Origin of the sequence: Priestia sp. JV24 (genome assembly GCF_025910025.1) — a bacterium.
Classification (GTDB): domain Bacteria; phylum Bacillota; class Bacilli; order Bacillales; family Bacillaceae_H; genus Priestia; species Priestia megaterium.
Map to the genome: position 1 here is coordinate 387074 of NZ_JAPCIN010000010.1, position 26449 is coordinate 413522.

Genomic DNA, 26449 nt, shown 5'->3' on the forward strand with positions numbered 1-26449 from the left:
TATTACCGGAGGGGATTCAACGTGTTAACCAAAAATTATGGACCTTTAACAGGAGTTCAAATAATAGATATTTCTACTATGATTGCTGCTCCCTTTGGAGCTACTTTACTAGCGGACTTGGGGGCGGAAGTAACCAAAATTGAGCTTCCGGGAAAAGGAGATACGCTTCGGACTGTAGGGCCTTGGAAAGGGACTGAACCTTTAAGATGGCCCGGACTTGCTCGCAATAAAAAGTCTGTTACGCTGGACATTCGATCAGAAGAAGGAGCAGAAATTTTCAAAAAGCTAATTAGTGGCGTAGACATTTTAATTGAAAATTTTCGCCCGGGTACACTGGAAAAATGGAACTTAGGATATGAAGAGCTTAAAAAAGTTAACCCTAAGCTAGTAATGGTGCGCGTATCAGGTTATGGACAAACAGGTCCTTATCGAGAGAAAGCTGGATTCGGCACACCGGGGACAGCATTTAGCGGACATACCTATTTACAAGGATATTCAGATCGTCCGCCCGTCAGTCCTTCTTACTCTTTACTAGATTATGTAACGGGCATATATACCGCGTTCGCTTGTGTAAGCGCTATCTATCATAGAGATGTGCACGAACAGCCGGAAGGTCAAGTAGTAGAAATGGGATTATATGAATCTATTTTTCGAATGATGGAGTTTTTAATCGCTGAATATGATCAAAACGGAAAAGTAAGAGAGAGAAGCCCTGGACTTGCAGGTCACTCAAGCCCAGCAGGCACATATGAAACAAAAGACGGAAAGTTTGTTGTATTAGTATGCAGTACAGACTCTACCTTTGATCGTCTTGCAGAGGCAATGGAAAGAAAAGATATGTTAAAGGATCCGCGATACTATACAAACGTAGAGCGTCTAAAGCATGATCATGAAGTTCAGGAAATTGTATCAAATTGGATTAAGTCCTTCACTCAAGACGAGCTGCAGGTAAAGTTAGATTCATTTGGCGTGCCAGTTAGCCCTATCTACAGCATTGAAGATATATTTAATGATCCCCAGTATAGAGAACGAGAAAACATTGTAGAAGTAGAGCACCCCCGCCTAGGGAAAATTAAGGTTCCGGGAGTAGTGCCAAAGTTTTCACATACACCGGGAGCAATTCGTCATCGTGCCCCTGAATTGGGAGAACATAATGAAGAAATTCTAGGTGGAAAACTGGGGTTATCAAGTGAAGACTTAGCGGTGTTAAAAGAAAAGGGGGTTATTTAATGAATACTATTCAAAAAATAGAATTACCGGAAAAAGTCATAATCTGTGAAGTAGCCCCAAGGGATGGGTTTCAAGCTGAACATGAGTGGATTCCTACAAAAGAAAAAATATCTATTATTCGTCAGCTAGCCAAGACAGGCATTCAATCAATGGAAATTACATCTTTTGTACATCCGAGAGCGATTCCTCAGTTAAAGGATGCCGAGCAGGTCGTAGAAAGTGTTCAAGATTTAACAAATATCAAATTTCGCGCGTTAGTGCCGAATGTAAAAGGTGCACAGAGAGCCATTGACGCCGGAGTGAAAAAGTTAAAGCTTATGCTTTCAGCTACAGATTCTCACAGCTTGTCTAACGCAAATTGTTCTGTAGAAGAAGCCCAAAAAGGTTTTTATCCTATTATCGAATTAGCGGAAAAGCATAACGTTAAAGTGGGAGGTTCAATTTCGGTAGCGTTTGGATGTCCTTATGAAGGAAAAGTTGCTATAGAACGCATTTCTTCTATTGTAGAACGATACAGAATGATGGGTGTCGAAGAAATTTCTTTAGCAGATACAACAGGGATGGCAAATCCTCAGCAAGTGTATCGTATGCTAGGGTTTCTTAAACAAAATTATCCCGGCATTATTTTCTCCATGCATTTGCACAATACGAGAGGAATGGCATTTTCTAATGTAGTGGCTGCTTTGCAGCAGGGTGTTATTCATTTTGATAGTTCTATTATCGGGTTAGGAGGGTGTCCTTACGCTCCAGGTGCTACTGGAAATATAGCTACAGAAGATCTGGTTCATGGATTAAGTGAAATGGGAATTCATACGGGCATTGATCTTAACAAGCTTATTGAAGCAGCAAAAGAGGTGAAGCAAGTAATTGGTCATGACGGTGGAAGCTATATGCTGCAAGCAGGTCCTTGTTCAGAACTTCATGCCAAGCCAAAGGTTCAAGAGAAATTAGTATAACTAAGCCGTGAACATGATAACCTTTTAGGAGGTGATGGGAGCGTTTAAATTAAAATAAATTAGATCGATCTATTTTCCTCTCATGTAAAAACGTTCAGGCCTTGTTTTATATAAAAGTTTGTTTAATAAAAATGAAAAGTTGGTGCTAAACATGATAGAAACTATTCAAAAGAAATCACAGCCTTATATTAACGGTGGATGGATTATTGAAGATCGAGAAGTTGCTTTAATAAAAAACCCCTATTCTGGAGAAGTCATAGGTGAGCAGCTATTAGCGAATGAAGAAGATGTTGAAAAAGCATTAGCATCAGCCTATGAAGCAAAAAAACATGTCGCCGCCCTTTCTTCTTACCAGCGTTCTAAAATTTTAAAGAAAGCGGCTCTATTACTAGAACAAGAGAAAGAAAGATTTGCTCGACTTATTTCTTTAGAACTAGGAAAGCCTTTGAAAAATACGCTGGACGAAGTGGCCCGTTCAATCGAAACATTGGAACTGTCAGGGGAAGAAGCAAAAAGATTGATTGGTGAAACATTGCCTGGCGATGTTTCAGAACGTGGTGCACAAGCTATTGCATCTACTTTTCGAGTGCCCGTTGGTGTTGTAGCGGCTATCACACCGTTTAACGCTCCTTTAAATCTTGTATGCCATAAAATTGGGCCGGCTTTTGCTGCTGGGAATAGCGTGATTTTAAAGCCTTCTTCGCAAACAACTTTAATTGCAACAGAGCTCTTAAAGCTGCTGCTGCGGGCAGGATTTCCTAAGGATGCTGTAAATATGGTGCTTGGTCGAAGACAGGTTGCACAGCAAATTGTAAAAGATGATCGCGTGAACATTATTTCATTTACAGGTGGAACGGTAGCTAGTAAAAATATTTGTGAGCTAGCTGGAATGAAAAAAGTATTGCTAGAGCTAGGAGGAAATGCTGCAACGATCGTCCATAACGACGCAGATTTAAACCGTGCTGCGGCTATGTGTGCTAAAACCGGATTTAGCAATTCCGGTCAGAGCTGTATCTCTGTTCAGAGAATTTATGTACATCAATCTGTGGTCTCTGAGTTTACCAATCTTTTAAAAGAAGAGGTGCTGAAACTTAAAATCGGAGATCCCTTATTGCCTGATACGGATGTAGGGTGTGTAGTAGATGTCCATGCAGCTGAGCGAGTGACGAGCTGGATTGGCGAGGCCGTACAGTCGGGGGCACAAGTGATATGCGGAGGAAAGCGCCGCGGAGCTACGGTGGAACCTACCGTTCTACTAAACCCTTCTAAAGAAAGTAAAGTTATTTGTGAAGAAGTATTTGGCCCTATTATTAGTATTGTGCCGTACGATACGATTGAAGAAGCTATTGAAGAGACAAATGATTCTGCTTTTGGTCTTCAAGCAGGGATTTTTACGAACAAAATGGATTTGGCTTATAAAGTAGCTCATTCTCTTGAAATGGGCGGTGTAGTTATTAATGGAACATCTAACTTTAGATTAGATCATTGGCCATATGGCGGAGTGAAAAACAGCGGTATTGGCAGAGAAGGTCCACGTTACGCCATTGAAGAAATGACTGAAACGAAGATGATTGTATTAAGACTGCCTACAGAGAATTAAAATCAAATCAATATGTAGGACGTTTATAAGCATATATCGTCATTTTGATTAGATCGATCTAATTCGTTTGAATAAAGGAGGAAGTTATAAAATGCCTAATCAATTTTCCCTTGCGTATCTTACTGTTCTTGGATGTTCCCCGCCTGAAATGACGTATATGGCTGCGAAGGCAGGATATGATTTTGTTAGTTTAAGGCCTATTTACATGGGGTTGCCTGGAGAGCCTAACTATGCGTTAGCTGAAAATAAGCAGCTGATGCGAGAAACAAAATCTGCTATGTCAGAAACAGGAGTGAAGCTTCTTGATATAGAGTTAGCACGTATCTATGAGGGAGTTGATCCAAAACGTTACTTACCTGCAATGGAAGCAGCTGCTGAACTTGGAGGACGTCACGTTCTTAGCAGCATTTGGACGGACGATCGCAATTTTGGTATTGAATGCTTTGCTGAACTCTGTGATCTAGCTAAGCCTTTTGGGTTAACCATTGAATTAGAATTTGTTCCTATTGGGAGCGTATATAACCTTAAAGGCGCAATGGATGTTCTTCATACGGCTAATCGTGAAAATGCAGGTCTTATGATTGACATCCACCATTTTCATCGATCAGGAGATAAGGTGGAAGATTTGGACGACGTGCCTCGTGAGTGGTTTCGCTATCTTCATCTTTGCAATGCTTCTGCGGAAATTCCGAGTTCAAAGGAGGAAATGACTCGAGTTCTTAGAGAAGAACGATTGTATTTAAATGAAGAAGGTATTGATGTTGCAAGTATTATTAATCGTATCCCGCAGGTTCCTTATTCCATAGAGTTGCCAAATGTAAAACGTGCCAACGAACTAGGATATGAAGAGTTTGCGCGCCAATGTTTACAAACTGCTAAACAATACTTAGATAAGCATCCGCGCAAGAAGTATGTTTCTCATCAAGATCAGCTGCGTTTCCATTCTACACGATAGGTATTCTGGAGAGCATTGTGCAGCTTACCTTTTAGGTTTATTTAATTGAAGTACCCCTACTTAGCAAGCTTAAAGTGGGGGTATTCTCTGTTAAAACGGTAAACGTAAGAATCAAGAATAAATATAAAAGTGTGACATCATACATTCACTTTGTCATAATTAATGCTAAGTTCTTATTTTTATATACAGTGAAGGTTTGATGAAAAAGAGCTGCTGAGAATGTACTCAACAGCTTAGTAAATAATCGATTTATTAGTAAGTTGAGAGAGCCCGCCAGCTTCTATAAGACGTAATATCCTCCGCATCTTCTGTCGCATGAGCTTCACAAAGAAAACCCGCTACTTCACTGCCGTCTTCAAGAGTGATTTTGCCTAGTCCGAGAGGAGAAGGGATAGAATCGGCAAAAGAGCCGAGTAGTGATAAAGGCATTTCCCAAAGTTCAACCTCAATTTTTTCTCCTTGTTGATGTGTTCGCAACAGCCCCGGTTTTGCTGGAGAAGTAGGCAGTTTAAAAAGCTGGTAATAAGGAGCGGTTTGGTCTTTTCGTACGAACGAAGCTCCGTGTTCACGCATTTGAGATTCAAGTGGAAACCCGCGCATATGCAAACCGCAAACAGCTACTAATGTTGTATCTTTTTTTGAATCAGCCGTTCGTTCCCCATTTAAAAACAATTCGCTGAGTCCGCAAATGAATTGTTCGCCGTCAAATGTAGAGAAAAATGAAATGCCAAACGGTAAATCAAGATCCGCATCTTGAGATGGAAGAGAGACAGCACACAAGTCGAGTAAGTTACAATGATTTGTAAAACGCCCCATGTCACTGTTTGTTTCAATTGGATTTTCTCTTACTTGTTCCCGCGTCCACGTTCCGCCTGCTGTCGGCATAACAAGAACAGCATTTTTAAGTTGATGATATGCTTTATGTTTAAAGGATTGAAGCTTATGTGAAGCTTGAAATAAAGCAGCAGCATCATATTCTGATTTAGCTCCTGAACGAAGCACTTGCTCGGTTACAGGAAAGGCTGTTTCTTCATGAGAAGTGATAAATTCTCCTAAGTCAGCCCAGCGCTCTGCTACGTAAGGGCCCTCATATAATAAAGCAGCTGCTTTACTCAAATACGAGCCGTCAATGTATTCGATGGGAATAGATAAATCTTCAATCTTTTTCACAGCTTGTTTCCACGCTTTTTCGTACTGCTCAGCAAACGGCCCGTAAAACGAAAGCGGTTCTTTTACCATATAAATTTTTTCAGGAAGCGCCGAAGAAGCCCGAACAACAGAGCGTGACCATGGGTCTCGATCGTCTACTCCTCTAATAATGGAATCTACAAGCAGTACGTCACTCCATTCATGAGCAAAAGCAGTGACGCAGTCTAAGCTTTTACATGCCGGAACTACACCTGCAGATGACCAAGCTCCGAGGGAAGGTTTATAGCCGATTAGACGGTTTAAACCAGCTGGAACCCGCCCTGAACCTGCTGTATCGGTGCCTAAAGAAAAAGCAGCATGCCCCCGAGCTACGGATACAGCTGATCCTGAGCTCGATCCGCCGCTAATGAGCTCTGGCTTTAACGCATTGTGCGTTTCGCCATATGGGCTCCGTGTACCGACCAGTCCTGTAGCAAATTGGTCCAAGTTGGTCTTTCCAAGAGGAATAGCACCTGCATCGATAAGGTGTTGAACAACCGTAGCATGTTCAGAAGGGATATACGTATATTCTTTACATCCGGCTGTCGTCGGTACATGTGCTACATCGATATTATCTTTAATGGCGAATGGAATTCCCCACAAAGGCAACGCTTCAGGGCTTAGCGTAGCTAAGCGATCCAGATAAGGTTTTAACTCATCGAGTGTAGGAGGGGTAATCCAAATATTCATGTCTTTGTCAGCTTCTACACGCGTGAAAATTTGATGTACTACATCTTCCGGAGTTAATTCTTTTTTGATATACATATTACGTAACCATTGAACCGAAAATGTTTTAGGCAAGCTCACTGTTTTCATTGTATCCACCGTCCTTAATGAGTAATTGGAGCAAAGGCTTTTATACCGGCAATCAGCTGTCCAGCTTGTACTTCATCGCCGGGTTTTACATGAATCGAACTGATATATCCATCCATAGGTGCTAGCTGCGGAAACTCCATTTTCATGCTTTCTTCGATAATTAACGTATCGCCTTTTTCAACTTTTTGTCCTTCTTCTACAAGAACTTTCCATACGCTTCCCGGCATTGTACAGCGCGCGGCTTCCGTACCTTCGGGCAGTTCTTGTTCCATAATTTCAGCTGTTTCATGTTCAGAGACGTACTCAGCTAAACCAAGTGCTTTCCAATTTTCTCGTTCTGTTTGAAAAGCACCCTGCTGGGTATGACGAAAAGCAGCTGTGCTTTCTTCAATGGATGAAAGAAAATCTAAATATTCTCCAAGTTTAAACGTTGTCTCCGTAATATCTGCTTCAAATCTCCCACGAAGGAAATCTTCGCGCAGTTTTAAAAGCTCGTCTGCTTCTACTGGGTAAAATTGAATTTGATCAAAGAAACGAAGAAGCCACGGTTTTCCTGCTTCAAAACTTTCCGTTTGACGAAGTCGGTTCCACATTTGAATCGTGCGTCCCACAAATTGATAGCCGCCAGGACCTTCCATTCCGTATACGCACATATACGCACCGCCAATACCAACTGCATTTTCAGGCGTCCATGTACGGGCAGGATTATATTTCGTTGTAACTAAACGGTGACGAGGGTCTAGAGGTGTAGCAACAGGTGCGCCTAAATATACATCTCCAAGCCCCATTACAAGATAATTAGCGTCAAATACAATTCGTTTAACATCTTCAAGGTGGTCCAGCCCGTTTACTCGGCGAATAAACTCTAGATTGCTTGGACACCAGGGTGCATCTGGACGAACGTTTTGCTGATAGCGTTCAATAGCTAATTGAGTTGCAGGATCATCCCATGAAAGTGGAAGTTTTACAATACGAGACGGAACTTCCATTTCTTCAAGAGGAGGAAGCGCACGATCAATAGCTGAAATGTGCTGACAAAGTTCAAGAATAGATATCTTTGTTGCATCAATATGAATTTGAAGAGAACGGATACCAGGCGTTAAATCTAGAACCGGTAAATCCTCACGCTTTTGGATAGCATCCATTAAAGCATGTACTTGGAAGCGAAGCAGCAGATCAAGCTCCATTTCTCCGTATTCCACAAGTATATTCGCATCGCCTGAGCAGCGGACGGAAAATGGAAAGCGTCTATTTTCCGTTTCGTTAATCAGCAACGGATAATCGCTTTTGAGCGGCTGTGCTACTGGATTTGTAAGTACAGGAAGTGATGCAGATGTTCCGATATGCTGCAAAAAGTCTTCCTGAGTACATTTGAGTTTTTCAGCTTGTTCAAGGTCAATTAATTTAAACGAAATTTTATCTCCGGGATGAAGTTGTCCTATTTTCCAAAACTCTGCTGAAGCGGTGGTAACAGGGCAAACAAAGCCGCCAAGGCTCGGACCGTCTGGGCCAAGTAAAATAGGCATATCTCCCGTTAAGTCTAAGGTGCCGATGGCATATGCGTTATCATGAATATTTGATGGATGCAAACCGGCTTCTCCTCCATCTTCACGGGTCCAAAAAGGAGCGGGGCCTATTAACCTCACGCCTGTTCTAGAACTGTTAAAATGAACTTCCCACTTTGTATCTGTTAGCTGCTGTAAATATTCTGGCTGTAAAAACTCTTCTGTACAATGAGGGCCGGGAATTACCCCGATTGACCATTCTTTAGACATGGCTGGCTGATAGGGAAGGGCAAGTTCATTTTCAACGTGTGAGTAGTCAGAGACACGCAGTACATCTCCCGTACGAAGTGCTCTACCGCCGTGCCCTCCGAAGCTTCCTAGTGTAAAAGTAGAAGAGCTGCCTAATATTTTAGGCATATCAAGTCCGCCGCCAATCAGTAAATACGTACGCATTCCTTCGGTTGCTTCACTAAATGAAAGAATTTGTCCCGGCTTTGCTCTAATGGTCTTATACATAGGGATTTCAGCTTCGTCTAATGTAGCATGCATATTAGCACCCGTAATGCAAAAAGATAGATTGTCTCTAAATTTATAAGAGCCGCCTCGGAGAGTCATTTCAATCCCTGGTGCATCCGGGGAGTTTCCGAGAAGTTTATTTCCTATGCGAAAAGCAAAAGGATCCATTGGACCGCACGGAGGAACCCCTACGTTCCAGTGCCCGGTGCGTCCCGGATAATCTTGAACAGTGGACTGAACGCCTCCGTCTAAGACTTCGAGTGCTTGTTCGCTCGGATTATATGAGTTAAGCATTTGAGTATACACGTCGCCTGTTTTGCACGCTTTTTCTTCTAGCAGTCCCTGCAAGTATTGAAGATTAGTAGTAACGCCGTATAATCTTGTTTCTTTTAAAGCAGCGCTCAATTTTAGAAGGGCTTCTTCTCGTGTTTTTCCATGAACGATAATTTTAGCCAGCATAGGATCATAAAGTGATGTTACAGTAATCCCGTCTCGTATCCACGTTTCAACTCGAGCACTTTTAGAGAACATTGCTTGGTCGATTTGCCCGCCGCTGGGACGAAAATCATTTAAGCAATCTTCTGCATAAATACGAGCTTGGATACTGTGACCTGAAGGCACAGGAAGCAAAGAAGGAAGGTTTACTAGCTCATCGCATGCTTCTTTAAGCATCCATTCTACTAAATCAACGTTTAACACTTCTTCTGTAACGCCGTGCTCTACTTGAAGGCGAGTATTTACTTCTAAAAAATAAAATTTCTCCGCTTCGGCGTCATAAAGAAACTCTACCGTTCCTGCGCTTCGATATCCGACTTCTTTAGCTAGTCGCGTAGCTGCTTGCAGCATATTTTTCCGTATATATGAAGGGAAGTTTGGAGCTGGACTTTCTTCAATTACTTTTTGATTTCTTCGCTGAATAGAGCAGTCGCGTTCTCCTAAAGCCACTACTTCTCCAAAAGAATTCCCGAAGATTTGAACTTCTACATGGCGAGCTTTTTGAATGTATTTCTCTAAAAAAACACCGCTGTTTTTAAAGTTTGTTTGTGCTAAATGGCAAACTGAGTCAAAAGCTGCTTGAAGCGCTTTTTCATCTTGGCAAACACGCATTCCAATTCCGCCGCCGCCAGCCGTACTTTTTAACATAACGGGATAGCCAATCTCTTCAGCAGCACATACAGCCTCTGATACATCTGTAATAAGAGGTGTACCGGGCAGCAAAGGCACATCGGCTTTTTGTGCAATTTCCCTAGCTGAATGTTTTAATCCGAATATTTCCATTTGCTGAGGTGTAGGACCAATAAATACAATTCCTTCAGCCTGACAGCGACGAGCAAATTCCGCGTTTTCGCTTAAAAAACCGTAGCCTGGATGAATAGCTTCCGCGCCTGTTTTCTTTGCAATATCTAGAATAAGGTCTTCGTTCAAATAACTTTCTTTGACCGGGCCGCTGCCAATTAAAATGGCTTCATCTGTTTCATCAACGTGCAGGCTGTCTTGATCAGCTTCTGTATAAACAGCTACAGATTTCACTCCTAAATGTCGTAATGTTCGCTCAATTCTAACGGCAATTGCTCCTCGGTTCGCAATTAATACTTTTGTAAACATAGATGAACACTCCTTTTTATAATGAATCCCAAATAACTAAGCGAATAGGGGTAGGGTTATAATCGTTGCACGGGTTGTTAAGCTGAGGGCAGTTGCTGATCAATACAAGTGTAGGATTGATAGCTTCCATTTCTACATAGTATCCAGGGGCAGATACCCCGTCGTTAAACGTTAATCCGCCGCTTGGGGTCACAGGGACATTCATAAAAAAGTTTACGTTTGGTGCTAAATCTCTTTTGGTGTAGCGGCTATCATATTTTGATAGCTGAAGCATAAATGTATCTCGGCAGTTATGCATCGGAAGCGTGTCATGTGCATAACGTACGGTGTTGCTTTGTGCCGAACAAGCTCCGCCTAAGGTGTCGTGGCGTCCGCACGTGTCAGCAACAATTTTGACTAGTTCTTTGCCAGATTGAGAAAGCAGCACTGTGCCAGTGGATAAATAAATATTTCCTTGATTAGCAATCGTAGATACTGCACTGTAATGATCTTCTAGGTTTTCAGCATCAAAGAATAAAGTATCCGCTGCTTGATTGCCTTCTACATCTATTATTCTAAGAGTTTGGTCTGGTTTAAGTTCGTGCATCCAGCCGTCCCCAGCCAGTACCGTTTCATCATAAATTGCGTTCTCTATTTTTCTGTTGCTTTCCACTCGATTAAATACAGCCATTATAGAAGCCTCCTTCATTTTTAAATCCTTGATAATGTTTTATTTCCAAGCAATAGGTCATAAGACCATGTGTTTTCAAACGCTCGTTTATTTTCAGGTCTAAAATTTAAACAGTAGTCATCTGAGCTTACAGGAGCCGCTTCATCTACGGTTATTTCAATTGGAACAGAAGGATACGTTCCGCTCGGGTCTAAAGGGTTAGGTGTATTAGACAGTAGAAAGAGCAAATTCATTTCTGTTCTAAGCGTAATAAAATCTCCTTTTTTACAATGAGAAGAAACAAAATTCATATTGCCTTCTTCGTCGCAGTATACTTTTGAAAATAAGTTAAGATTAGGGACTAAATCCCGTGGTGTTAAACCGTTACGCAAAAGCTCCATTGAGAAGTTTTCTTCGCCATTCCTTCTCCATTCATTTCGGGATCCTTGATAAGTAGATACACCGTATTTTTGATGAGTTAAGCTGCGCGTAGTGTAGCCTGAAATGGTATCATGCCAGCCGGTGGTATCAGCAGTGATGCTTGCAAATGCTCTGCCGTTGTCACTCATCAGAACATGTCCTTTTGTTAAGTGAGCAGTGTGCTGAGCTTTTAAGGTATCGGGCATGTTGTATCGTTCTGCTAAATCATAAGCGTTGTATAATAGTAGGGATACATTTGCACCGGATTCTTGTGCAGTAAACGTCACTGATTTTCCTCTTCCAATTCGGCCTGACCATTTTCCACCAGCCGGGATTGTTTGCTTCCAGATAGAACTCATAAAATAACCTCCTTAGAATAAAAAAAGGATAAAAGCCTGGGAGAGTAGTCTCCCAGGCTTTTATCCTTCCGTGTTATACAGCGTAGCGCTATATCGCTCTCTCTCGGACCAGTCTTTAACATATGTTAAACGGTGTTAAACGGAACCCTAGACAGCTTTTTTGTTCTTAACGGCTGTAAGAACCTTTATCCATTTGTGGCTTTCGATTAATCGTAGTATAGTATGAGTGAAAATGAGTTGACAAGCAGTTTGTTAGAATACCTGACATAAAAACTGATTTTTCAGTTTATTTTTCAGGGACCGTCACTTTTGAATGATCTCTCTTTACAAAAGGAGCCGACAGTCGAGATTTTACAAATAAATAGAGAAATCCAACAGTAAGCCAGGCGACACCAATCAAAAGAGTATCTTTGTTTAACAGTGTGAGCAGCCATCCGATAAATGCCGCTCCGATCAAAGGGAAGATTAAATAGAGTATTGTTTCAGTAAACGACCGTTTCTTTAACTTAATATAAAAATGGGCAATGACTGATACATTCACAAATGTAAAAGCGGTTAAGGCACCGAAACTGACAAAAGTGACCGCTGTGTTTAAATCAATGAACATTCCCAAAAACGAAAAAGCGGTAACAAGCAAGATATTCACCACGGGCGTTTTAAACGTTGGATGAATATATGAAAATACCTTTTGAGGCAGTACGGATTCACGGCCTAAAGCATATAAAAAGCGAGTAACGCTTGTGACTGAAGAAACTCCTTGAGTAAAGGTTGCAATAATTAATACCGTAATAAATAGACTGCTTAAAAGATTTCCACCCACTAATTTTACAAGGGTGTAGGCTGCATTATCAGGGTTAGTAAACGTGAATCCCGGATAGGCAATCTGTGTAAAATACGAGATAGCGATGTACATAACAGCTGCGATGCAAACAATAAGAAAAATGGCTTTTGGAATTGTCTTTTTCGGTTGAATCGTTTCTTCCGCCATTGTTGTAACTGCATCAAATCCTAAAAAGCAAAAGCAAATGAGCGCAGCTCCAGAAAAAATAGTCGTAAACGGTACATCTGAAGCCAAAAAAGGATGAAGTGAAAAAAGAGTAGAAGAACTAGCTTGACCTGTTGCAATATTTTTGATGATAAATAAACAAAACAAACTTATAAAGAGAATCTGAACTACAACAGAGATGCCACTTATACGAGCTACAGATTTAATACCAACAATATTGACTAAAGCTAAGATAATGTTCATGACGATGACCCATACGTATACAGGAATAGAAGGGAATTCCGTATGCATAAAAATACCAAATGTTAAAATAGCGATAATAGGGGAGAAAATATAGTCTAAAAGAAGTGCCCAGCCTACTAAAAAGCCAAGGCGAGGATGTATAGCTTTTTTCGTATACGTATAAGCAGATCCTGCTATCGGATATGCTTTTACCATTCGGCTGTAGCTATATGCGGTAAAAAAGATAGCTAAAAAAGCGATTAAATAAGCAAGGACCATTTGCCCTCCAGCCGCATCGTAGGCTACTCCATAAACTGTAAAGAAAATCATCGGAGTCATCCAGGCAAGACCCAAAAACACAATTTGATACACCTTTAGCGATTTACTTAACGCTGGTTGGTTGTTCATATAAATCCCTTCTTTCCTCTATTTTATAGTAGTAAAAAAGAAAAGCCTGGGAGAATGATGTCATTCTCCCAGGCTTTTATCCCTCCGTGTATACGGAACCATTCCGTACGCTCTCTCTCGGACCAGCCTTTAACATGTGTTAAACGGAACCCTAGATCGCTTTTTTGTCTTCAACAGAGTGAAGACTTTTATAGGTAATGTAAGTAGTTCGAAGTATAAGCAGGATTGTAGGAAGATGCAACTACTGTGTTAGATAGTTTAACAAACTTTTTAAAAAAGTAAACTTTTGTAAAAGGCGAACTATATATAATTTTATTAAAAAGATTATTCGTTTATAGTTGACTTACAGAAAGACCTATAGTATATTTGTAGACAAGAAAAAGCTAAATACGGTTCACTCATATATGTTTGAGAATATGGCTCAGACGTTTCTACCTTATCACCGTAAATGATAGGACTATGAGTAAAAAGTGAATCTAGGTTCCCATTTTTACGTTAGTAGAAAGTTTGGTCCAAGCGATTCACATATTCATTTTTGAAAAGAAGTGGATATGACACCGAAGGGATAAAAGCCCAGGCGGGTAGGTTTTTGCTCATTGTATTTGAGAGACCTGCCTTTGTTTGGGCTTTTTCTTATGTGTCTATTTACAGTATGAGCGAGTGATGGAAGTTTCTTGTTTGTATCTGCATTGCTTTCTGGGGAGAATAGCGATGCAAAGCATGAAATCACTCACTGAAGCTTTATCTGTAAGCCCTCATTTAACCATGGGAAGTACATTCTATCTATTTTCTAGCATTTTTTCTTTGATGAGCAGCGTGGGGACGCTGCTCCTTTTTTTGTTCTTGCTTTTTTCTCTGTAAATAAAGGTCTTTAAAGAGAAGGTGATTTGCGAAATTTGGCGAATTAATGCTTTAAACAATAAATGATAGAGAAGATAAAGCGGTCTATGAAAAATGAAGAAGTTGAAAAATTGAGGAGGGAATTATGTTGCTTCACTTAATTAATGTTCGTTTGCCAATTATGCACGACCACGCTCTTTTTGAAGTGAAAATTTCAAATGGAATGTATACTTCTATCGTTTTACAAAACGGTTATCTTGAAGGTGACGAGTTTTTTCCGCTGCACGCGGCCGTGTTAGGAAAAGAAACGTCACTTGATGCACAGGGGCGTGTGCTATTACCAGGATTTGTAGATATGCATATGCATTTAGACAAAGCTCATTCGCTTCCTCAAGTGCCCAATATATCTGGAACTCTTCAAGAAGCCATTAAAAATTACAGCAGCAGCCTGCCGGCATTTCCAGAAGAAGAAATTAAGCAGCGGATGTTAAAAACTGCATTGCAGGCATTGGCTAACGGTACGACTACGATTCGAACGCATATTGATTTTGACTGCAGCATGGAAGAAGATAGTTTATTTCGAAGTTTACAAGCGGCTGTCGAAGTGAGAGATGAATTAAGCCCGTATATGGACGTGCAGGTTGTTCCGCTATTCTCTAACCTAGACATTGATGATATGCATAAGATGAATAAAATTGAACGAGCATTCGACCTTGAAATTGATGCGATTGGAGGCTGCCCTCATTTAGCTAGAAACCCAGAAAAAGAGATTGATGCTCTATTTTCGCTGGCTCAAGCCTATAATAAACCTCTTGACTTACATGTGGATGAAAGCGATGATCCGTCTGTTGATACAATAATTAATATTGCTCATAGAACAATTGAACTAAATATGGAAGGAAAAGTGGTAGTGGGGCATCTTTGCTCGCTTGCAGGAATGACTGATGCAAAAGTGAAAGAAATCTTAAACCTTTTAAAACAGGCGAAAATTGGAGTTGTCACATTACCTGCTTCTAATTTATATTTACAGGGAAGAGAAGATAAAGGAATTGTAAGACGAGGCGTAACGCGTATTCGCGACATACAAAAAGCAGCGATTCCAATTGCTACTGCATCTGATAACGTGAACGACCCCTTTCATCCGTTTGGAAAAGCAGACTTGCTGCAAGTAGGGTTACTAACTGCCTATGCTGCACATATGGGAAGTCCGGATGATCAGCGGCAGTTGCTCCGAATGATTACAAGTATACCAGCCCGGCTGATTGGAAAAGAAAAGTATGGAGTGGAAGAAGGAAACGAAGCAAACTTTGTTCTATTAAATGTGCAGTCTGTACAGGAAATATGGACTGAACTTCCCGAAACTCGCTTTGTTTTCAACAAGCATCGCTGGCTTAGCGTAAAAGAGACGCATCAGCGGCTCGCTGATACGAACTTGACTAACCTTTGGCAGGAAAATCAAATTTTAATTGGTTAAATAGACATAAAAAGAAGCTGTCACATTAGTGACAGCTTCTTAATCAATTACTTTTGAACGTTAGCAGCTTGTGGTCCACGAGCTCCATCTTCGATTTCAAATGTAACTTCTTGACCTTCTTCAAGTGATTTGAAACCTTCGCCTTGGATAGCTGAGAAGTGTACGAATACGTCGTCTTGTCCTTCTACTTCGATGAATCCAAAACCTTTTTCTGCATTAAACCATTTTACTTTACCTTGTACCATTGTAGTACCTCCTGTGTGGAAAATCCACGAATATATTACTATCTCTGCTCAATTTCAATAAGAATCACTTTAAAGAAAGTCTTTCTATTTGTTAACACCGAACAAGAAATAATATACCTAGTATAACACTTTTTTATAAAAAAGAAACCTTTTTTCATAAAAAAGTACTCTAAGATAAAAATAAGTTGAAAATATGGATATATTTTGAAATGGTAAATGAGCTATCGTTTTGTGGATTTTTAGCAATCACTAAAATCTTTTATCACGTAAAAAAAATGAATAGCGAGGTTGACAAATTGAGTAATGTGTAACTATAATGGTTACAACAAGCTGAGAAGAGTTAGCAGTGCTATAAAAAGCTCAAATTTTTTTGTGTTATATGTAACCGTCATGGTTACAACTAAAATAAAAGGAGAGAATAAAAATGAAAATTGGTGTTATTGGAGCAACAGGAAAAGCAGGTCAATTAATTATGGAAGAAGCAAAACAGAGAGGACATGAAGTAACAGCCGTTGTTCGAAATGCTTCTAAACTAAAAAATCAAACAAACGTAATTGAAAAAGATATTTTTGCCATTACTTCAAAAGATATTGAACAGTTCGATGCTGTGGTAAATGCATTTAATGCACCTCCTGGAAGCGAACAGCTCCACGTTGAGTCTATACAATCACTTATTAAGGTATTTCAAGGTGTTCAAACGCGACTCGCAGTAGTGGGCGGAGCGGGAAGTTTATTTGTAGATTCAGAAAAAACAACGCCTTTAATGAGCACAGAAGGTTTTCCAGCAGCTTATTATCCAACGGCTTCAAACATGGGGAAAGGTTTAAAAGAACTTGAAAAGTCGACTATAAATTGGACTTATTTAAGTCCAGCAGCCTTTTTTGATGCAGAAGGTGCTCGCACGGGAGCCTATCAATTAGGAAAAGATCATGTGATCACAAATAGTCAAAATGAAAGCTATATTAGCTATGCTGATTACGCGATTGCTTTAATAGATGAATTAGAGAATGAAAACCATGTGAATGAACGCTTTGCTGTAGTGGGTGAAAAAGCATAAGCTTACGTTTGATTCATATTGAAAAACAGCTTGCATTTGATGTAAGCTGTTTTTTTATGGAACAAAATAGATATAAAGCGATGAAAACCGATATAGATTTTTTATTATTTCTTCGTTTTTCTTTTCAAAAACGATACAATACAACATAGATGATAAAAAGGAGATGAAAAGATGATTCGTTTTGGCGTAATAGGAACAAACTGGATAACAGATCGACTGTTAGAATCAGCTCAGTATGTAGACGACTTTCAGCTTGCAGCTGTTTATTCTCGAACCATTGAAAAAGCAGAAGAATTTGCAGGTAAATATGATATTCCTCATATATTTACTGATTTAGAGGAAATGGCAGCGAGTGCTGAAATTGATGCAGTGTATATTGCTACTCCAAATGCTTATCATGCGGAACAAGCTATCTTATTTTTGAAAAATAACAAGCATGTACTGTGTGAAAAACCGCTCGCAGCCAATGCAGCAGAAGTAACCCGCATGATTCAAACAGCCAAAAATCACAAGGTGTTACTAATGGAAGCGATGAAATCAACCCTTCTTCCTAACTTCAAAGTGATTCAAGAGAAATTACATAAAATTGGTCCAATTCGGAAATACGTTGCATCTTACTGTCAGTATTCTTCTCGTTATGATAAATATAAAGAAGGTATCGTGCTTAATGCCTTTAAGCCTGAGCTTGCCAACGGTTCACTGATGGATTTAGGTGTATACTGTCTTTATCCTTTGATTACGTTGTTTGGAGGGCCTCATAAAATAAAGGCAACGGCGTTTATGCTAGAATCTGGGGTAGATGGAGAAGGGTCAGTTGCTTTCGAGTACGAAGATCGCGACGCGGTTATCATGTATTCTAAAATTACAAATTCGCATTTGCCAAGTGAAATTCAAGGAGAAAAAGGCAGTATGGTTATTGACAAAATACATACCGCTGAAAAGGTAGAAATTCGATACAATGACGGACGGGTAGAAGAGTTAACGGTCGATCAGCCTTATCCTGCTATGTACTATGAAATAAATGAATTCGTAGAGCTGTTAAAGCAAGGAAAGATGGAATCGGACACAAATTCTTATGAGAATTCATATTTAACAATGCACGTGATGGATAAAGTGCGAGAGCAAATCGGTCTTGTATATCCAAATGACAATAAATAACAGAGGCTGGGCAAAAGTAGTTTAGTTGAAGAAAGATCCGAACGAGTTTGATTCTTGATGGAGAATCAAGCTCGTTCGGATTTTTTTATTGATAGGGTAAAAGTAGGTTTCATGTATGAAGTTGCTTCTAGCTGTTGCACGGAAATCAACAGCGGTGTCACCCGTCATCCATACTAGATCATTTTCTAATTTGTTCGTCTCTAAATTAGATTGAGATAGTTATGTCTCATTCTCTTTTATTGTGGTTATAAAAGCATAATTGAGATTCGAAATCTTGCTGCAGCACATTTTAAAAGCAAATATGTTGAAACAAGGGAAGTTTTTTAGTATCTTCTATCTTTATTCATCCCTGCATACATAAGATTAATCAAAGGAAAGAATAAAAAGAGCGGAAAATATTCGATAATCAATCCTAGATTAAAATGATTATAAAAAAGTATTGACTATAATAATAGCTCGTGTATAATAAAGAATGTAATCAATAGTCATTACTAGTTTATAATGATACTAATAATCGTTATCAAATAGAGGGAGTCATTGATTGCATTAAAAATAATACATACAAGCATAAGCTTGTGAAATACATCGTACAAGGAGAGGTTTTGACATGGCAGAACGTATGGTAGGAAAACAAGCACCACGCTTCGAAATGGAAGCTGTACTTGCAAATAAGGAATTTGGAAAAGTAAGTTTAGAAGAAAATATGAAAAACGGTAAATGGACAGTATTGTTCTTCTATCCAATGGACTTTACATTCGTATGTCCAACAGAAATTACAGCTCTATCAGATCGCTACGAAGAGTTTGAAGATCTAGATGCTGAAGTTGTAGGTGTTTCTACAGATACAATTCATACTCACTTAGCTTGGATTAACACAGATCGTAAAGATAATGGACTTGGAGATTTGAATTATCCATTAGCTGCAGATCCAACTCACGCAGTAGCACGTGATTACGGCGTGTTAATTGAAGAAGAAGGCGTAGCGCTTCGCGGGTTGTTTATTATTAATCCAGAAGGTGAATTGCAATACGCAGTTGTAAACCATAACAACATCGGCCGCAGCGTAGAAGAAACATTACGTGTACTTCAAGCCCTTCAAACTGGCGGACTTTGCCCAGCTAACTGGAAACCAGGTCAAAAAACACTTTAATAAATAGCGGTGGAGTAGAGGAGAAATTCCTCTACTGCTGCCATTAAAATAGAAAAGATAGTTTTCTAACTATAAAAGACAGAATATTCAGTTTTATAAATGATGAGGAGGATTTTAAAATGAAATTACGTGAACAAATGCCTGAATTAACTGGAGCAACATCTTGGATTAACGACGAAGTAACAAAGGAAGACTTAGTAGGTGATAAAGCAACGCTTATCCACTTTTGGTCAGTAAGCTGCCATTTATGTAAAGAAGCAATGCCTGAAGTTAATGATCTTCGTGATGAGTATGATGATCAATTGAATGTTGTAGCAGTTCATATGCCTCGTTCGGAAGATGACTTAGATATGGGTGTTATTGAGGCAATGGCAATGGGACACGATATTACTCAGCCAATTTACGTAGACAGTGAGCATAAGTTAACAGACGCTTTTGAAAATAAATATGTACCAGCATATTATGTATTTGATAAAGAAGGTCAGCTTCGTCATTTCCAAGCGGGTGGAAATGGAATGCCGATGCTTCGCAAACGTATTAACCGCGTTTTAGGCGAAGAATAATCTCTACATGAAGAAGAAATAAAAAGGCCGCGATAAAAATATTTTAGCCGAAGTGAAAAACGAACCACTAATCAAAATATTTGATTAGTGGTTCGTTTTTTTGTTGTGATGAACATAGATTTTATCTGTTTCGTTCCTTCTAGCAGTTGATTGGAGGGCAAGGCGAAGACTCCGCTTTTCCCCCAGGAGTCTTGCACAGAAATCAACGGCTGTGTCACAAGCGGATCAGCTCATGTATCTTATTTGTTCGTCTTTAAATTGGATTCATTTCGTTATGTCTCAATCTCTTTTTTATTTTTTACTGAGTCGTTTTGATTATTAATGAGCAATTCATCATATTGACATAAAAAACCTCATATAGTTAAATTTATATAAGAACAAACGTTCGTTTTTGGTGTTGTTATTTTACTCTTTTCTCCCTTTTTAATAAGTATAAGAAAAAAAGGAGGAGATTTGCACAATGACTCAGCTCTATTCGCAGCAAGAAAAGCGGCACGATAAAGAATGTACCTTTCATACATTTCTTACAAACCACAGCGCAACTCTTCAGACTCATATAATGAATACATTTTTGACACCAGAACGCTATGAGCGATTACAAAAAGCGGTTGTTAAACATGATACAAAAGAACAAAGACTTCTAAACAAAGAATTTCATCAGTTTTATAGCGAAGTTAGATTGCTTCATTATATTAACAAGCTTTGCAGACATTATTCCAGAGATGTTATGCGTGTCAAAGAAAAAGAGCGTTCTTATATTCCTCTTCGCCTGCAGCAGCCGGCTGCGCTAGATGGAAATCGAACAGTGGAAGATATGCTAGGAGTACAGGACGGGGCTGTATGGGAGCATGAATTTTTAGGAAATCAACTTGAAAATCGTATTCTTCATCATGCATTTCGCCAATTAACGGCCAAGCAGCAGTGTATGCTGCACTTGATTATTGTTGAACGCTGGACTCATAAAGAAATCGCTGCTTATTTTTCTATTTCTCAGCAAGCGGTTTCTAATCATTATCAACGTGCGCTAAGCAAGTTGAAAAAAATTATGAAGGTGAGTGATAGATATGTTTGATCCTCAGTGGCTTCAACTTGTTGGAAACGTAGGATTTCCCGCTGTCCTTTCTTTTTATTTATTACTGCGTGTAGAAAACAATATAAAGCGACTTGAAGAAAAAGTGGAGAAATTAACAACTGACTTAAGAAAGAAGTGAAGAAATGGAAACTCTATATGAGCTTGTAAATAAAGTGAAAGCTGGAGATGAAGAGGCGTCAAGGCGTTTATTAAAAAAGCTGGAACCAAAACTAAATAAAGCTGTTCAAAGCTTTTCGCTGCATGAGAGAGAAGACGTAAAGCAAGATTTAAAGATTAAAATTCTTTCCGCTGTTAAGACGTTTGATTTTTCCAAAACGCCAGGACTTTGGGAATTTTTACGCCATAAATAAAAAAGAGCGCTCGTTGTATCGACGCTCTTTTTTTATTTTTGCTGAAGTTCGACTACTTAACTTACGAAAATACAAAAAATAGAAAATGGATAAATATTAAAAAAAGGTAAAATATTATGAAAGCCAATAAAAAGCTTGAAATGCTGTCCATGAAAGATGGCTTAACAGGTCTGAACAATCGCCGATCTCTTGATAAACAGCTGGAAATTGAGTGGAAATACGCACAGGAAGAAAAAGAGCCGCTTTCTTTTCTCTTATTTGATATTGATTATTTTAAAGCGTATAACGATACCTATGGCCATATTCAAGGAGACGAATGCTTGAAAGAAGTAGCGAATATTGCTAAAAGCGTTGTTTTTGACGAATCGGCTTTTGTTGCAAGATACGGAGGAGAAGAGTTTGGTATATTGCTTCCTCTAGCTAATCAATATGAAGCGATAAAAATGGCAGAAGCTATTAGACAGCAAGTGGAGCAGCGTGCAATTATCCATCAAGCTTCTGACGTGTTTAAGGGTGTCACAATCAGTGTTGGAATAATGACAGTCGTTCCATCCGAAAACATACAGCTGATTTCAATTGTCCATGGAGCAGATCAGGCTTTATATGAAGCAAAGCGTACGGGTCGAAATCGAATTTCAGTATATTCTCACCACAAAGAAGCTGACTCAAACGTTTGAGTCAGCTTTTAAAAGAGATATAAGCCTCTTATTTAGGAGGAGCTTTTTCTTTTTCATCTTCTTCCATAATTCCTTTTGTAGCGTTTTTAAACTCTTTTAACGTTTTTCCGGCAGCTTTCCCTAATTCCGGCAGTTTCTTTGGACCAAAAAGCAATAGAGCGACAAATACAATTAAGGCAATTTCTCCAAACCCAAGGTTCATTGTCATCGTCTCCTATTTTTTGAAAGTGTTTACAAGTTTAGTATAGCATGAAAAGAAAGGAAGTAGTACATCATTATCCAGTGATTTTAAGACCGATTACACCTGCTACAATACAAAAAATAAATAAAATTCGACGCATGTCTTTTGCTTCATGAAAGAAAAGCATGCCAAGAACTACGCTTCCAGCAGCTCCTACTCCCGTCCATATGCCGTAAGCTGTTCCGATAGGTATCTCCTTTAATGCTAAGGAGAGAAGATAAAAACTTCCTGCACCGAAAAGGATAAATCCAATCGAAGGAAACAACCGCTTAAACCCATCTGAAAGTTTTAAAAAAATCACAAATCCCACTTCGCAAAAACCGGCAGCTATTAATGCAATCCAAGCCATGTTACGATTCCTCTCTTTCTGTTTCTTCAGTAGAAATCAACTTCAAACCAACGATTCCAAAGATCATTAATCCTAAAAATAAAATCTTTCCAATATTTGCTCCTTCGTCTAAAACGGTCATTCCAAGTATCGCTGTGCCAGCAGCTCCTATACCAGTGAATACTGCGTAAGCTGTTCCGACAGCAATTTTTTTTAAGGCATTTGAAAAGAAATAAAAGCTGATCACAATTGTGACGATTGTAATGATTGTTGGAGTTATTTCAGTAAATCCGTGTGAATATTTTAAGCCGATTGCCCATACAATCTCGAGCAAACCAGCGATAATAAGGTAAATCCAAGCCATTCTAATTCCTCCTTGCATAAAATAAGCCCTTTTTATAGGGCTTATTTAGCACGTATGCCTTCCCAAAATATCGTCCAAGCATCGTGAATTTTTTGGTCATAATACTCCGGTTCATAATAAAAGCGCTGGATGAACAGTCCGTCGGTTAAACAATAAAAGCTATTGATATACAAATCAATCGGACGTTCAATTATTTCGCCTTCAGCCATTCCCTGTGTAAAAATAGCATGCAGAATTTGATCAGACAATCGTTCGCTTCTTAAGAAAATAGCTTTTACTTCCGACTGTAAATGTTCAGGTGGAAACAAAATAAGACGACGGTACATCTGGCCGAAAGAATCTTTTTCAATCATCGTGCAGAAATCTACAATAAAGCAGTGAAGCTGTTCTTTAGCAGACTTTGTTTTATGCTGTTCGTATATAACAGATAACTTTGTTAGGAATAAATTCATTAAATCATGCACGGTTAGTAAAAATAAGTCGTCTTTGTTCTTAAAATGAGCGTACAGGGAAGGTTTTTTTATGCCTACTTTTGATGAGATATCAGCAAGCGATGTTTCTGTATAGCCTTTTTCTCCAAAGAGCTCCATTGCTGCAGCTCTAATTTTTTCTACAGTTGATAATTCACTCAAGAAAAGCTCCTCCTCAATCTAACTAACGGTCGTTAGGTAAAAGATATCAAATATAAAAAAAAGAAGCAAGGGAATCGCTTCTTTTTAATGTATTTTCACTAAATGACGCTGAGTTAAAAATAAAGAGAAGATAAACATAAGCTCAAACGTATTTGTTACAGCTGTGCTTGGTATAGGAATTGACACGGCACTTCCTACAATCATCACGGCTACTCCAATCATCATACTGCTCCATCGCGTCTTGCGAAATAAGGAAATTCCAACAAAAAGCAAAATAATCGCCACAATGAGAACCATAAGAGGGGGACCGGATGACCCTACTAATGTATAGCGAACAATGCCATATTCACGTACAACTTCCATACGCTGACTAATCGTCTCGAATATTTCATAGCTAATTAAGGCAAACGTAGTTAGCAAAAAAAGAATGCCGGCAACAGGTTTTTTAGTCCATGTAATCGTCGAATATTTCGCTACGCCATACGCAAAGAGCACCAAAGTAGGGGTAAATAAAGCGTGAAACCAAAAGCGAAGCATGCTGAGTGAACGTAAAGTATCCCCTTCACCGATAAATGAACCGATCCCAATCATTATATTATCGTAAATTAGTCCAGCTATTACTAAAGGAAGAAAAAGCATGTAAAACGGCGAAGTGTTTTTTCGCACTACATATATGCTAAAGAAAAACAGGACAATATAGCAAAAAGAAAATAGAAAATAAAGGGTTGTATCAACCATTGTTTTCCTCCTTTTGATGATACTTCTTCTTTTTATGATAACATCATATGCCAAAAAAGTGAGAAATCATGCATTTTTCTAGGCAATCTTAACGGACAAAAGCTGCCTTTATCGGTAGAAAGATTCAGAAAATATTGAAATAAAAATAGGAAAAGAGGCCATAGTCAAGAGATTTAGATTTACTGAATTGATTATTAAATAAAGGAAATCTATAAAATAACAACAAAAGAACTAGGAAGACATGGAGTCTAAATGCTTATATAATTAGAAAAAAATATTTAATGTCCTTTCTATTTAAGTAAGTTAAATGTAAGCAGAAAATGATAAATAAATGTATTTTTCTTACTTTTATATCTATCTATCATCCTTACAAGTACGGTTGTTAGACAAATTCAATTGGTATATCCATAAAAAGGAATTAATGGGATAAAATATTTTTTATCCCGCCTTTATATTACAAAACGTTTTCTAAAGTTAAGAAATTTTTAATTACGTAATATTTCCGTGTGTTAATTGTAAGAGTGATGTATAAAATATTCCTGTTGTTATGGTAAAAAAAGGTATCGATGGGATTTTTCTAGGTAAATAAACTTTAGACCTATTGTGTAAATTTTAAATAAAACGATGAGTTTTTAATTCTGTAAATAGACAATCGGAATTGTAAGAATATATAACATTTGAGCTATTGACCACTAATGAGCGCAGATGATAGTTTTAGAGCTGTTGAAATTGGTACTCGAGTCCATTTTTCAAAGCAGGTGTTTTAGCAGCATGCTAGCGCTGTTAATTGATTAGCTCCCATACATATATAAAGGGAGTGAAACTATGAAATCGTATATCTATCATTATGAATCAAAAGCATTCATAACGTATCCAACAGGAGAAGTTTGGAAGGAGAAGAATGAAACATGATCTTAATTATCCTATGCTGCCTATTTTTAGTAGGGTATGGCGTTTGGGAGTATCGCAGACATTTACGCAAGCTGCATTCAATTCCTGTACGAGTGAATGTTAATGGTATTCGCGGAAAATCCACCGTTACACGATTGATTACAGGTATTGTAAAAGAAGCAGGTTACAAAACAGTAGGAAAAACGACAGGAACACAAGCGCGTATGATCTACTGGCATACAAGTGAAGAAGAACCAATTATTCGTCGTAAAGAAGGTCCGAACATTGGAGAACAGCGACGAGTAGTAAATGAAGTTGCCGATATTGGCGCGGAAGCTCTTATTTGTGAATGTATGGCTGTACAGCCTGATTATCAAATCACATTCCAAAATCAGCTGATTCAAGCCAAGGTAGGCGTTATTGTAAACGTACTAGAAGATCACATGGATGTAATGGGTCCAACTCTAGATGAAGTTGCTCAAGCGTTCACTGCTACCATTCCTTACGATGGCCACCTTGTTACAATTGAAGGTCCATATTTGGAATACTATAAAAAAATAGCCGCAGAGCGCAACACAAAAGTTATTGTAGCTGACAATGATAAAGTATCTGAAGCGTATTTACGTGAATTTGATTATATGGTTTTCCCTGATAATGCTTCCATCGGTTTAGCAGTAGCAGAAGCACTTGGTATCGATGCTGAAACAGCGATGAGAGGAATGTTAAATGCTCAGCCTGACCCAGGAGCTATGAGAATTACAACGTTTGGCGATGAAAAAAATCCAGCCTTTTTAGTGAATGGGTTTGCTGCCAACGACGCTTCTTCCACGCTTCGTATTTGGGAACGTGTAGATTCAATGAACTATAGTGAAAAGCTTCCTATTGTCATTATGAACTGCCGTCCGGACCGTGTAGATCGCACGGAGCAATTTGCTGAAGATGTAATGCCATACATTGAAGCGGACGTAATGATTGCGATTGGTCAGACGACCTCACCAATCGCTGCAGCATATCAAAGAGGCGAATTGCCAACAAAAGAATTCTGGGATATGGAAGGCGCTTCTACAGAAGAAATTTTAGAGCGCATGAAGCCTTATTTAAAAGATCGTATCGTATACGGTGTCGGAAATATCCACGGTTCAGCCGAGCCGCTTGTTGAAGCTATTGTTGAAATGAAAAAGATGAGAAAAGCAGTTTAATCTAGGAGGCCATT

25 protein-coding genes and 3 riboswitches are annotated in these 26449 nt (G+C 39.0%); of the genes, 14 read left to right on the plus strand and 11 right to left on the minus strand.

Features of this window, described 5'->3' with window-relative positions; all coding sequences use genetic code 11:
- Positions 1 to 21 precede the first annotated feature (21 nt).
- The 4 genes from OK414_RS04790 (at position 22) to OK414_RS04805 (ending at position 4741) form a co-directional block, all read left to right on the plus strand.
- A complete protein-coding gene (locus OK414_RS04790; protein ID WP_034653994.1) occupies positions 22 to 1230 on the plus strand; it encodes a CaiB/BaiF CoA transferase family protein in 1209 nt (402 codons plus the stop codon).
- Positions 1230 to 2186, plus strand: coding sequence for a hydroxymethylglutaryl-CoA lyase (locus OK414_RS04795; protein WP_034653992.1), 957 nt, complete (start codon positions 1230 to 1232; stop codon positions 2184 to 2186). Before OK414_RS04790 ends, OK414_RS04795 begins: the two co-directional genes overlap by 1 nt.
- 151 nt (positions 2187 to 2337) lie before the next feature.
- Positions 2338 to 3786, plus strand: coding sequence for an aldehyde dehydrogenase family protein (locus OK414_RS04800; protein ID WP_263045674.1), 1449 nt, complete (start codon positions 2338 to 2340; stop codon positions 3784 to 3786).
- Between the two features lie 91 nt (positions 3787 to 3877).
- Positions 3878 to 4741, plus strand: a complete 864-nt coding sequence (locus OK414_RS04805) for a sugar phosphate isomerase/epimerase family protein (RefSeq protein ID WP_016763246.1) — start codon at positions 3878 to 3880, stop codon at positions 4739 to 4741.
- A 252-nt stretch (positions 4742 to 4993) separates the two neighbouring features.
- Here OK414_RS04805 and atzF read toward each other — a convergent pair whose 3' ends face one another.
- From atzF to OK414_RS04830, 5 genes are all read right to left on the minus strand, one after another.
- Positions 4994 to 6745, minus strand: coding sequence for an allophanate hydrolase (atzF, locus tag OK414_RS04810; RefSeq protein ID WP_263045673.1), 1752 nt, complete (start codon positions 6743 to 6745; stop codon positions 4994 to 4996).
- A gap of 14 nt (positions 6746 to 6759) precedes the next feature.
- Complete coding sequence (uca, locus tag OK414_RS04815; RefSeq protein ID WP_263045672.1) at positions 6760 to 10371, minus strand: urea carboxylase; 3612 nt, start codon at positions 10369 to 10371, stop codon at positions 6760 to 6762.
- Positions 10372 to 10387: 16 nt separating this feature from the next.
- Positions 10388 to 11041 carry an urea amidolyase associated protein UAAP2 gene (locus OK414_RS04820; RefSeq protein ID WP_263045671.1) on the minus strand — a complete coding sequence of 218 codons (654 nt, stop codon included), beginning with the start codon at positions 11039 to 11041 and terminating at the stop codon, positions 10388 to 10390.
- A 20-nt stretch (positions 11042 to 11061) separates the two neighbouring features.
- Positions 11062 to 11799 carry an urea amidolyase associated protein UAAP1 gene (locus tag OK414_RS04825; RefSeq protein WP_263045670.1) on the minus strand — a complete coding sequence of 246 codons (738 nt, stop codon included), beginning with the start codon at positions 11797 to 11799 and terminating at the stop codon, positions 11062 to 11064.
- Between the two features lie 47 nt (positions 11800 to 11846).
- Positions 11847 to 11961: riboswitch (guanidine-I (ykkC/yxkD leader) on the minus strand.
- 124 nt (positions 11962 to 12085) lie between these two features.
- A complete protein-coding gene (locus OK414_RS04830) occupies positions 12086 to 13435 on the minus strand; it encodes an APC family permease (RefSeq protein WP_263045669.1) in 1350 nt (449 codons plus the stop codon).
- Between the two features lie 63 nt (positions 13436 to 13498).
- A riboswitch (guanidine-I (ykkC/yxkD leader) is annotated at positions 13499 to 13601 on the minus strand.
- A gap of 212 nt (positions 13602 to 13813) precedes the next feature.
- A riboswitch (purine riboswitch) is annotated at positions 13814 to 13915 on the plus strand.
- Between the two features lie 505 nt (positions 13916 to 14420).
- Between OK414_RS04830 and OK414_RS04835 the strand changes: the two genes are divergently transcribed.
- Positions 14421 to 15749, plus strand: a complete 1329-nt coding sequence (locus tag OK414_RS04835) for an amidohydrolase family protein (protein ID WP_016763252.1) — start codon at positions 14421 to 14423, stop codon at positions 15747 to 15749.
- A gap of 47 nt (positions 15750 to 15796) precedes the next feature.
- Here OK414_RS04835 and OK414_RS04840 read toward each other — a convergent pair whose 3' ends face one another.
- Positions 15797 to 15994: a cold-shock protein gene (locus OK414_RS04840; protein WP_013055689.1), complete on the minus strand. Its 198-nt coding sequence runs from the start codon at positions 15992 to 15994 to the stop codon at positions 15797 to 15799.
- A 424-nt stretch (positions 15995 to 16418) separates the two neighbouring features.
- Between OK414_RS04840 and OK414_RS04845 the strand changes: the two genes are divergently transcribed.
- The 8 genes from OK414_RS04845 to OK414_RS04880 all read left to right on the plus strand — a co-directional run bounded on the left by OK414_RS04845 (position 16419) and on the right by OK414_RS04880 (position 22042).
- A complete protein-coding gene (locus OK414_RS04845) occupies positions 16419 to 17051 on the plus strand; it encodes an NAD(P)-dependent oxidoreductase (protein WP_095380049.1) in 633 nt (210 codons plus the stop codon).
- A 171-nt stretch (positions 17052 to 17222) separates the two neighbouring features.
- Positions 17223 to 18209: a Gfo/Idh/MocA family protein gene (locus tag OK414_RS04850; RefSeq protein WP_263045668.1), complete on the plus strand. Its 987-nt coding sequence runs from the start codon at positions 17223 to 17225 to the stop codon at positions 18207 to 18209.
- A gap of 607 nt (positions 18210 to 18816) precedes the next feature.
- On the plus strand, positions 18817 to 19359 hold the full coding sequence (locus OK414_RS04855; protein WP_013082001.1) for a peroxiredoxin: 543 nt from the start codon (positions 18817 to 18819) through the stop codon (positions 19357 to 19359).
- Positions 19360 to 19478: 119 nt separating this feature from the next.
- The gene (locus tag OK414_RS04860; protein ID WP_013055693.1) at positions 19479 to 19922 is read left to right on the plus strand and encodes a TlpA family protein disulfide reductase; all 444 of its coding nucleotides are present in this window, start codon (positions 19479 to 19481) and stop codon (positions 19920 to 19922) included.
- A gap of 460 nt (positions 19923 to 20382) precedes the next feature.
- Entirely contained in the window at positions 20383 to 20994 is a 612-nt protein-coding gene (locus OK414_RS04865) for a sigma-70 family RNA polymerase sigma factor (protein WP_016763255.1), read from the plus strand.
- A complete protein-coding gene (locus tag OK414_RS04870; RefSeq protein ID WP_013082003.1) occupies positions 20987 to 21133 on the plus strand; it encodes a YvrJ family protein in 147 nt (48 codons plus the stop codon). Before OK414_RS04865 ends, OK414_RS04870 begins: the two co-directional genes overlap by 8 nt.
- 4 nt (positions 21134 to 21137) lie before the next feature.
- A complete protein-coding gene (locus OK414_RS04875; protein ID WP_013055697.1) occupies positions 21138 to 21365 on the plus strand; it encodes a helix-turn-helix domain-containing protein in 228 nt (75 codons plus the stop codon).
- 116 nt (positions 21366 to 21481) lie between these two features.
- Positions 21482 to 22042 (plus strand): diguanylate cyclase, encoded by a 561-nt coding sequence (locus OK414_RS04880; RefSeq protein ID WP_051975639.1) that lies wholly within the window; start codon positions 21482 to 21484, stop codon positions 22040 to 22042.
- Between the two features lie 28 nt (positions 22043 to 22070).
- Here the strand turns inward: OK414_RS04880 and OK414_RS04885 are convergent, their stop codons facing one another.
- The 5 genes from OK414_RS04885 to OK414_RS04905 all read right to left on the minus strand — a co-directional run bounded on the left by OK414_RS04885 (position 22071) and on the right by OK414_RS04905 (position 24345).
- Positions 22071 to 22244 (minus strand): twin-arginine translocase TatA/TatE family subunit, encoded by a 174-nt coding sequence (locus OK414_RS04885; RefSeq protein ID WP_013055701.1) that lies wholly within the window; start codon positions 22242 to 22244, stop codon positions 22071 to 22073.
- Between the two features lie 73 nt (positions 22245 to 22317).
- Complete coding sequence (locus tag OK414_RS04890; RefSeq protein ID WP_016763260.1) at positions 22318 to 22632, minus strand: DMT family transporter; 315 nt, start codon at positions 22630 to 22632, stop codon at positions 22318 to 22320.
- Position 22633: 1 nt separating this feature from the next.
- The gene (gene sugE / locus OK414_RS04895) at positions 22634 to 22975 is read right to left on the minus strand and encodes a quaternary ammonium compound efflux SMR transporter SugE (RefSeq protein WP_013082007.1); all 342 of its coding nucleotides are present in this window, start codon (positions 22973 to 22975) and stop codon (positions 22634 to 22636) included.
- Positions 22976 to 23016: 41 nt separating this feature from the next.
- Positions 23017 to 23607: a TetR/AcrR family transcriptional regulator gene (locus tag OK414_RS04900; RefSeq protein WP_013082008.1), complete on the minus strand. Its 591-nt coding sequence runs from the start codon at positions 23605 to 23607 to the stop codon at positions 23017 to 23019.
- Positions 23608 to 23691: 84 nt separating this feature from the next.
- On the minus strand, positions 23692 to 24345 hold the full coding sequence (locus OK414_RS04905; protein ID WP_095380047.1) for a hypothetical protein: 654 nt from the start codon (positions 24343 to 24345) through the stop codon (positions 23692 to 23694).
- A 908-nt stretch (positions 24346 to 25253) separates the two neighbouring features.
- Here OK414_RS04905 and pgsB point away from each other — a divergent pair.
- Positions 25254 to 26435, plus strand: a complete 1182-nt coding sequence (gene pgsB, locus OK414_RS04910; protein WP_263045667.1) for a poly-gamma-glutamate synthase PgsB — start codon at positions 25254 to 25256, stop codon at positions 26433 to 26435.
- Positions 26436 to 26449: the final 14 nt, after the last annotated feature.

What these genes read in the sequence shown, in the direction of transcription:
- OK414_RS04795 (WP_034653992.1), top strand. Translation starts at nt 1,230, where the DNA reads ATGAATACTATTCAAAAAATAGAATTACCGGAAAAAGTCATAATCTGT.
- OK414_RS04800 (WP_263045674.1), top strand. Translation starts at nt 2,338, where the DNA reads ATGATAGAAACTATTCAAAAGAAATCACAGCCTTATATTAACGGTGGA.
- OK414_RS04805 (WP_016763246.1), top strand. Translation starts at nt 3,878, where the DNA reads ATGCCTAATCAATTTTCCCTTGCGTATCTTACTGTTCTTGGATGTTCC.
- atzF (WP_263045673.1), bottom strand. Translation starts at nt 6,745, where the DNA reads ATGAAAACAGTGAGCTTGCCTAAAACATTTTCGGTTCAATGGTTACGT.
- uca (WP_263045672.1), bottom strand. Translation starts at nt 10,371, where the DNA reads ATGTTTACAAAAGTATTAATTGCGAACCGAGGAGCAATTGCCGTTAGA.
- OK414_RS04820 (WP_263045671.1), bottom strand. Translation starts at nt 11,041, where the DNA reads ATGGCTGTATTTAATCGAGTGGAAAGCAACAGAAAAATAGAGAACGCA.
- OK414_RS04825 (WP_263045670.1), bottom strand. Translation starts at nt 11,799, where the DNA reads ATGAGTTCTATCTGGAAGCAAACAATCCCGGCTGGTGGAAAATGGTCA.
- OK414_RS04830 (WP_263045669.1), bottom strand. Translation starts at nt 13,435, where the DNA reads ATGAACAACCAACCAGCGTTAAGTAAATCGCTAAAGGTGTATCAAATT.
- OK414_RS04835 (WP_016763252.1), top strand. Translation starts at nt 14,421, where the DNA reads ATGTTGCTTCACTTAATTAATGTTCGTTTGCCAATTATGCACGACCAC.
- OK414_RS04840 (WP_013055689.1), bottom strand. Translation starts at nt 15,994, where the DNA reads ATGGTACAAGGTAAAGTAAAATGGTTTAATGCAGAAAAAGGTTTTGGA.
- OK414_RS04845 (WP_095380049.1), top strand. Translation starts at nt 16,419, where the DNA reads ATGAAAATTGGTGTTATTGGAGCAACAGGAAAAGCAGGTCAATTAATT.
- OK414_RS04850 (WP_263045668.1), top strand. Translation starts at nt 17,223, where the DNA reads ATGATTCGTTTTGGCGTAATAGGAACAAACTGGATAACAGATCGACTG.
- OK414_RS04855 (WP_013082001.1), top strand. Translation starts at nt 18,817, where the DNA reads ATGGCAGAACGTATGGTAGGAAAACAAGCACCACGCTTCGAAATGGAA.
- OK414_RS04860 (WP_013055693.1), top strand. Translation starts at nt 19,479, where the DNA reads ATGAAATTACGTGAACAAATGCCTGAATTAACTGGAGCAACATCTTGG.
- OK414_RS04865 (WP_016763255.1), top strand. Translation starts at nt 20,383, where the DNA reads ATGACTCAGCTCTATTCGCAGCAAGAAAAGCGGCACGATAAAGAATGT.
- OK414_RS04870 (WP_013082003.1), top strand. Translation starts at nt 20,987, where the DNA reads ATGTTTGATCCTCAGTGGCTTCAACTTGTTGGAAACGTAGGATTTCCC.
- OK414_RS04875 (WP_013055697.1), top strand. Translation starts at nt 21,138, where the DNA reads ATGGAAACTCTATATGAGCTTGTAAATAAAGTGAAAGCTGGAGATGAA.
- OK414_RS04880 (WP_051975639.1), top strand. Translation starts at nt 21,482, where the DNA reads ATGAAAGCCAATAAAAAGCTTGAAATGCTGTCCATGAAAGATGGCTTA.
- OK414_RS04885 (WP_013055701.1), bottom strand. Translation starts at nt 22,244, where the DNA reads ATGAACCTTGGGTTTGGAGAAATTGCCTTAATTGTATTTGTCGCTCTA.
- OK414_RS04890 (WP_016763260.1), bottom strand. Translation starts at nt 22,632, where the DNA reads ATGGCTTGGATTGCATTAATAGCTGCCGGTTTTTGCGAAGTGGGATTT.
- sugE (WP_013082007.1), bottom strand. Translation starts at nt 22,975, where the DNA reads ATGGCTTGGATTTACCTTATTATCGCTGGTTTGCTCGAGATTGTATGG.
- OK414_RS04905 (WP_095380047.1), bottom strand. Translation starts at nt 24,345, where the DNA reads ATGGTTGATACAACCCTTTATTTTCTATTTTCTTTTTGCTATATTGTC.
- pgsB (WP_263045667.1), top strand. Translation starts at nt 25,254, where the DNA reads ATGATCTTAATTATCCTATGCTGCCTATTTTTAGTAGGGTATGGCGTT.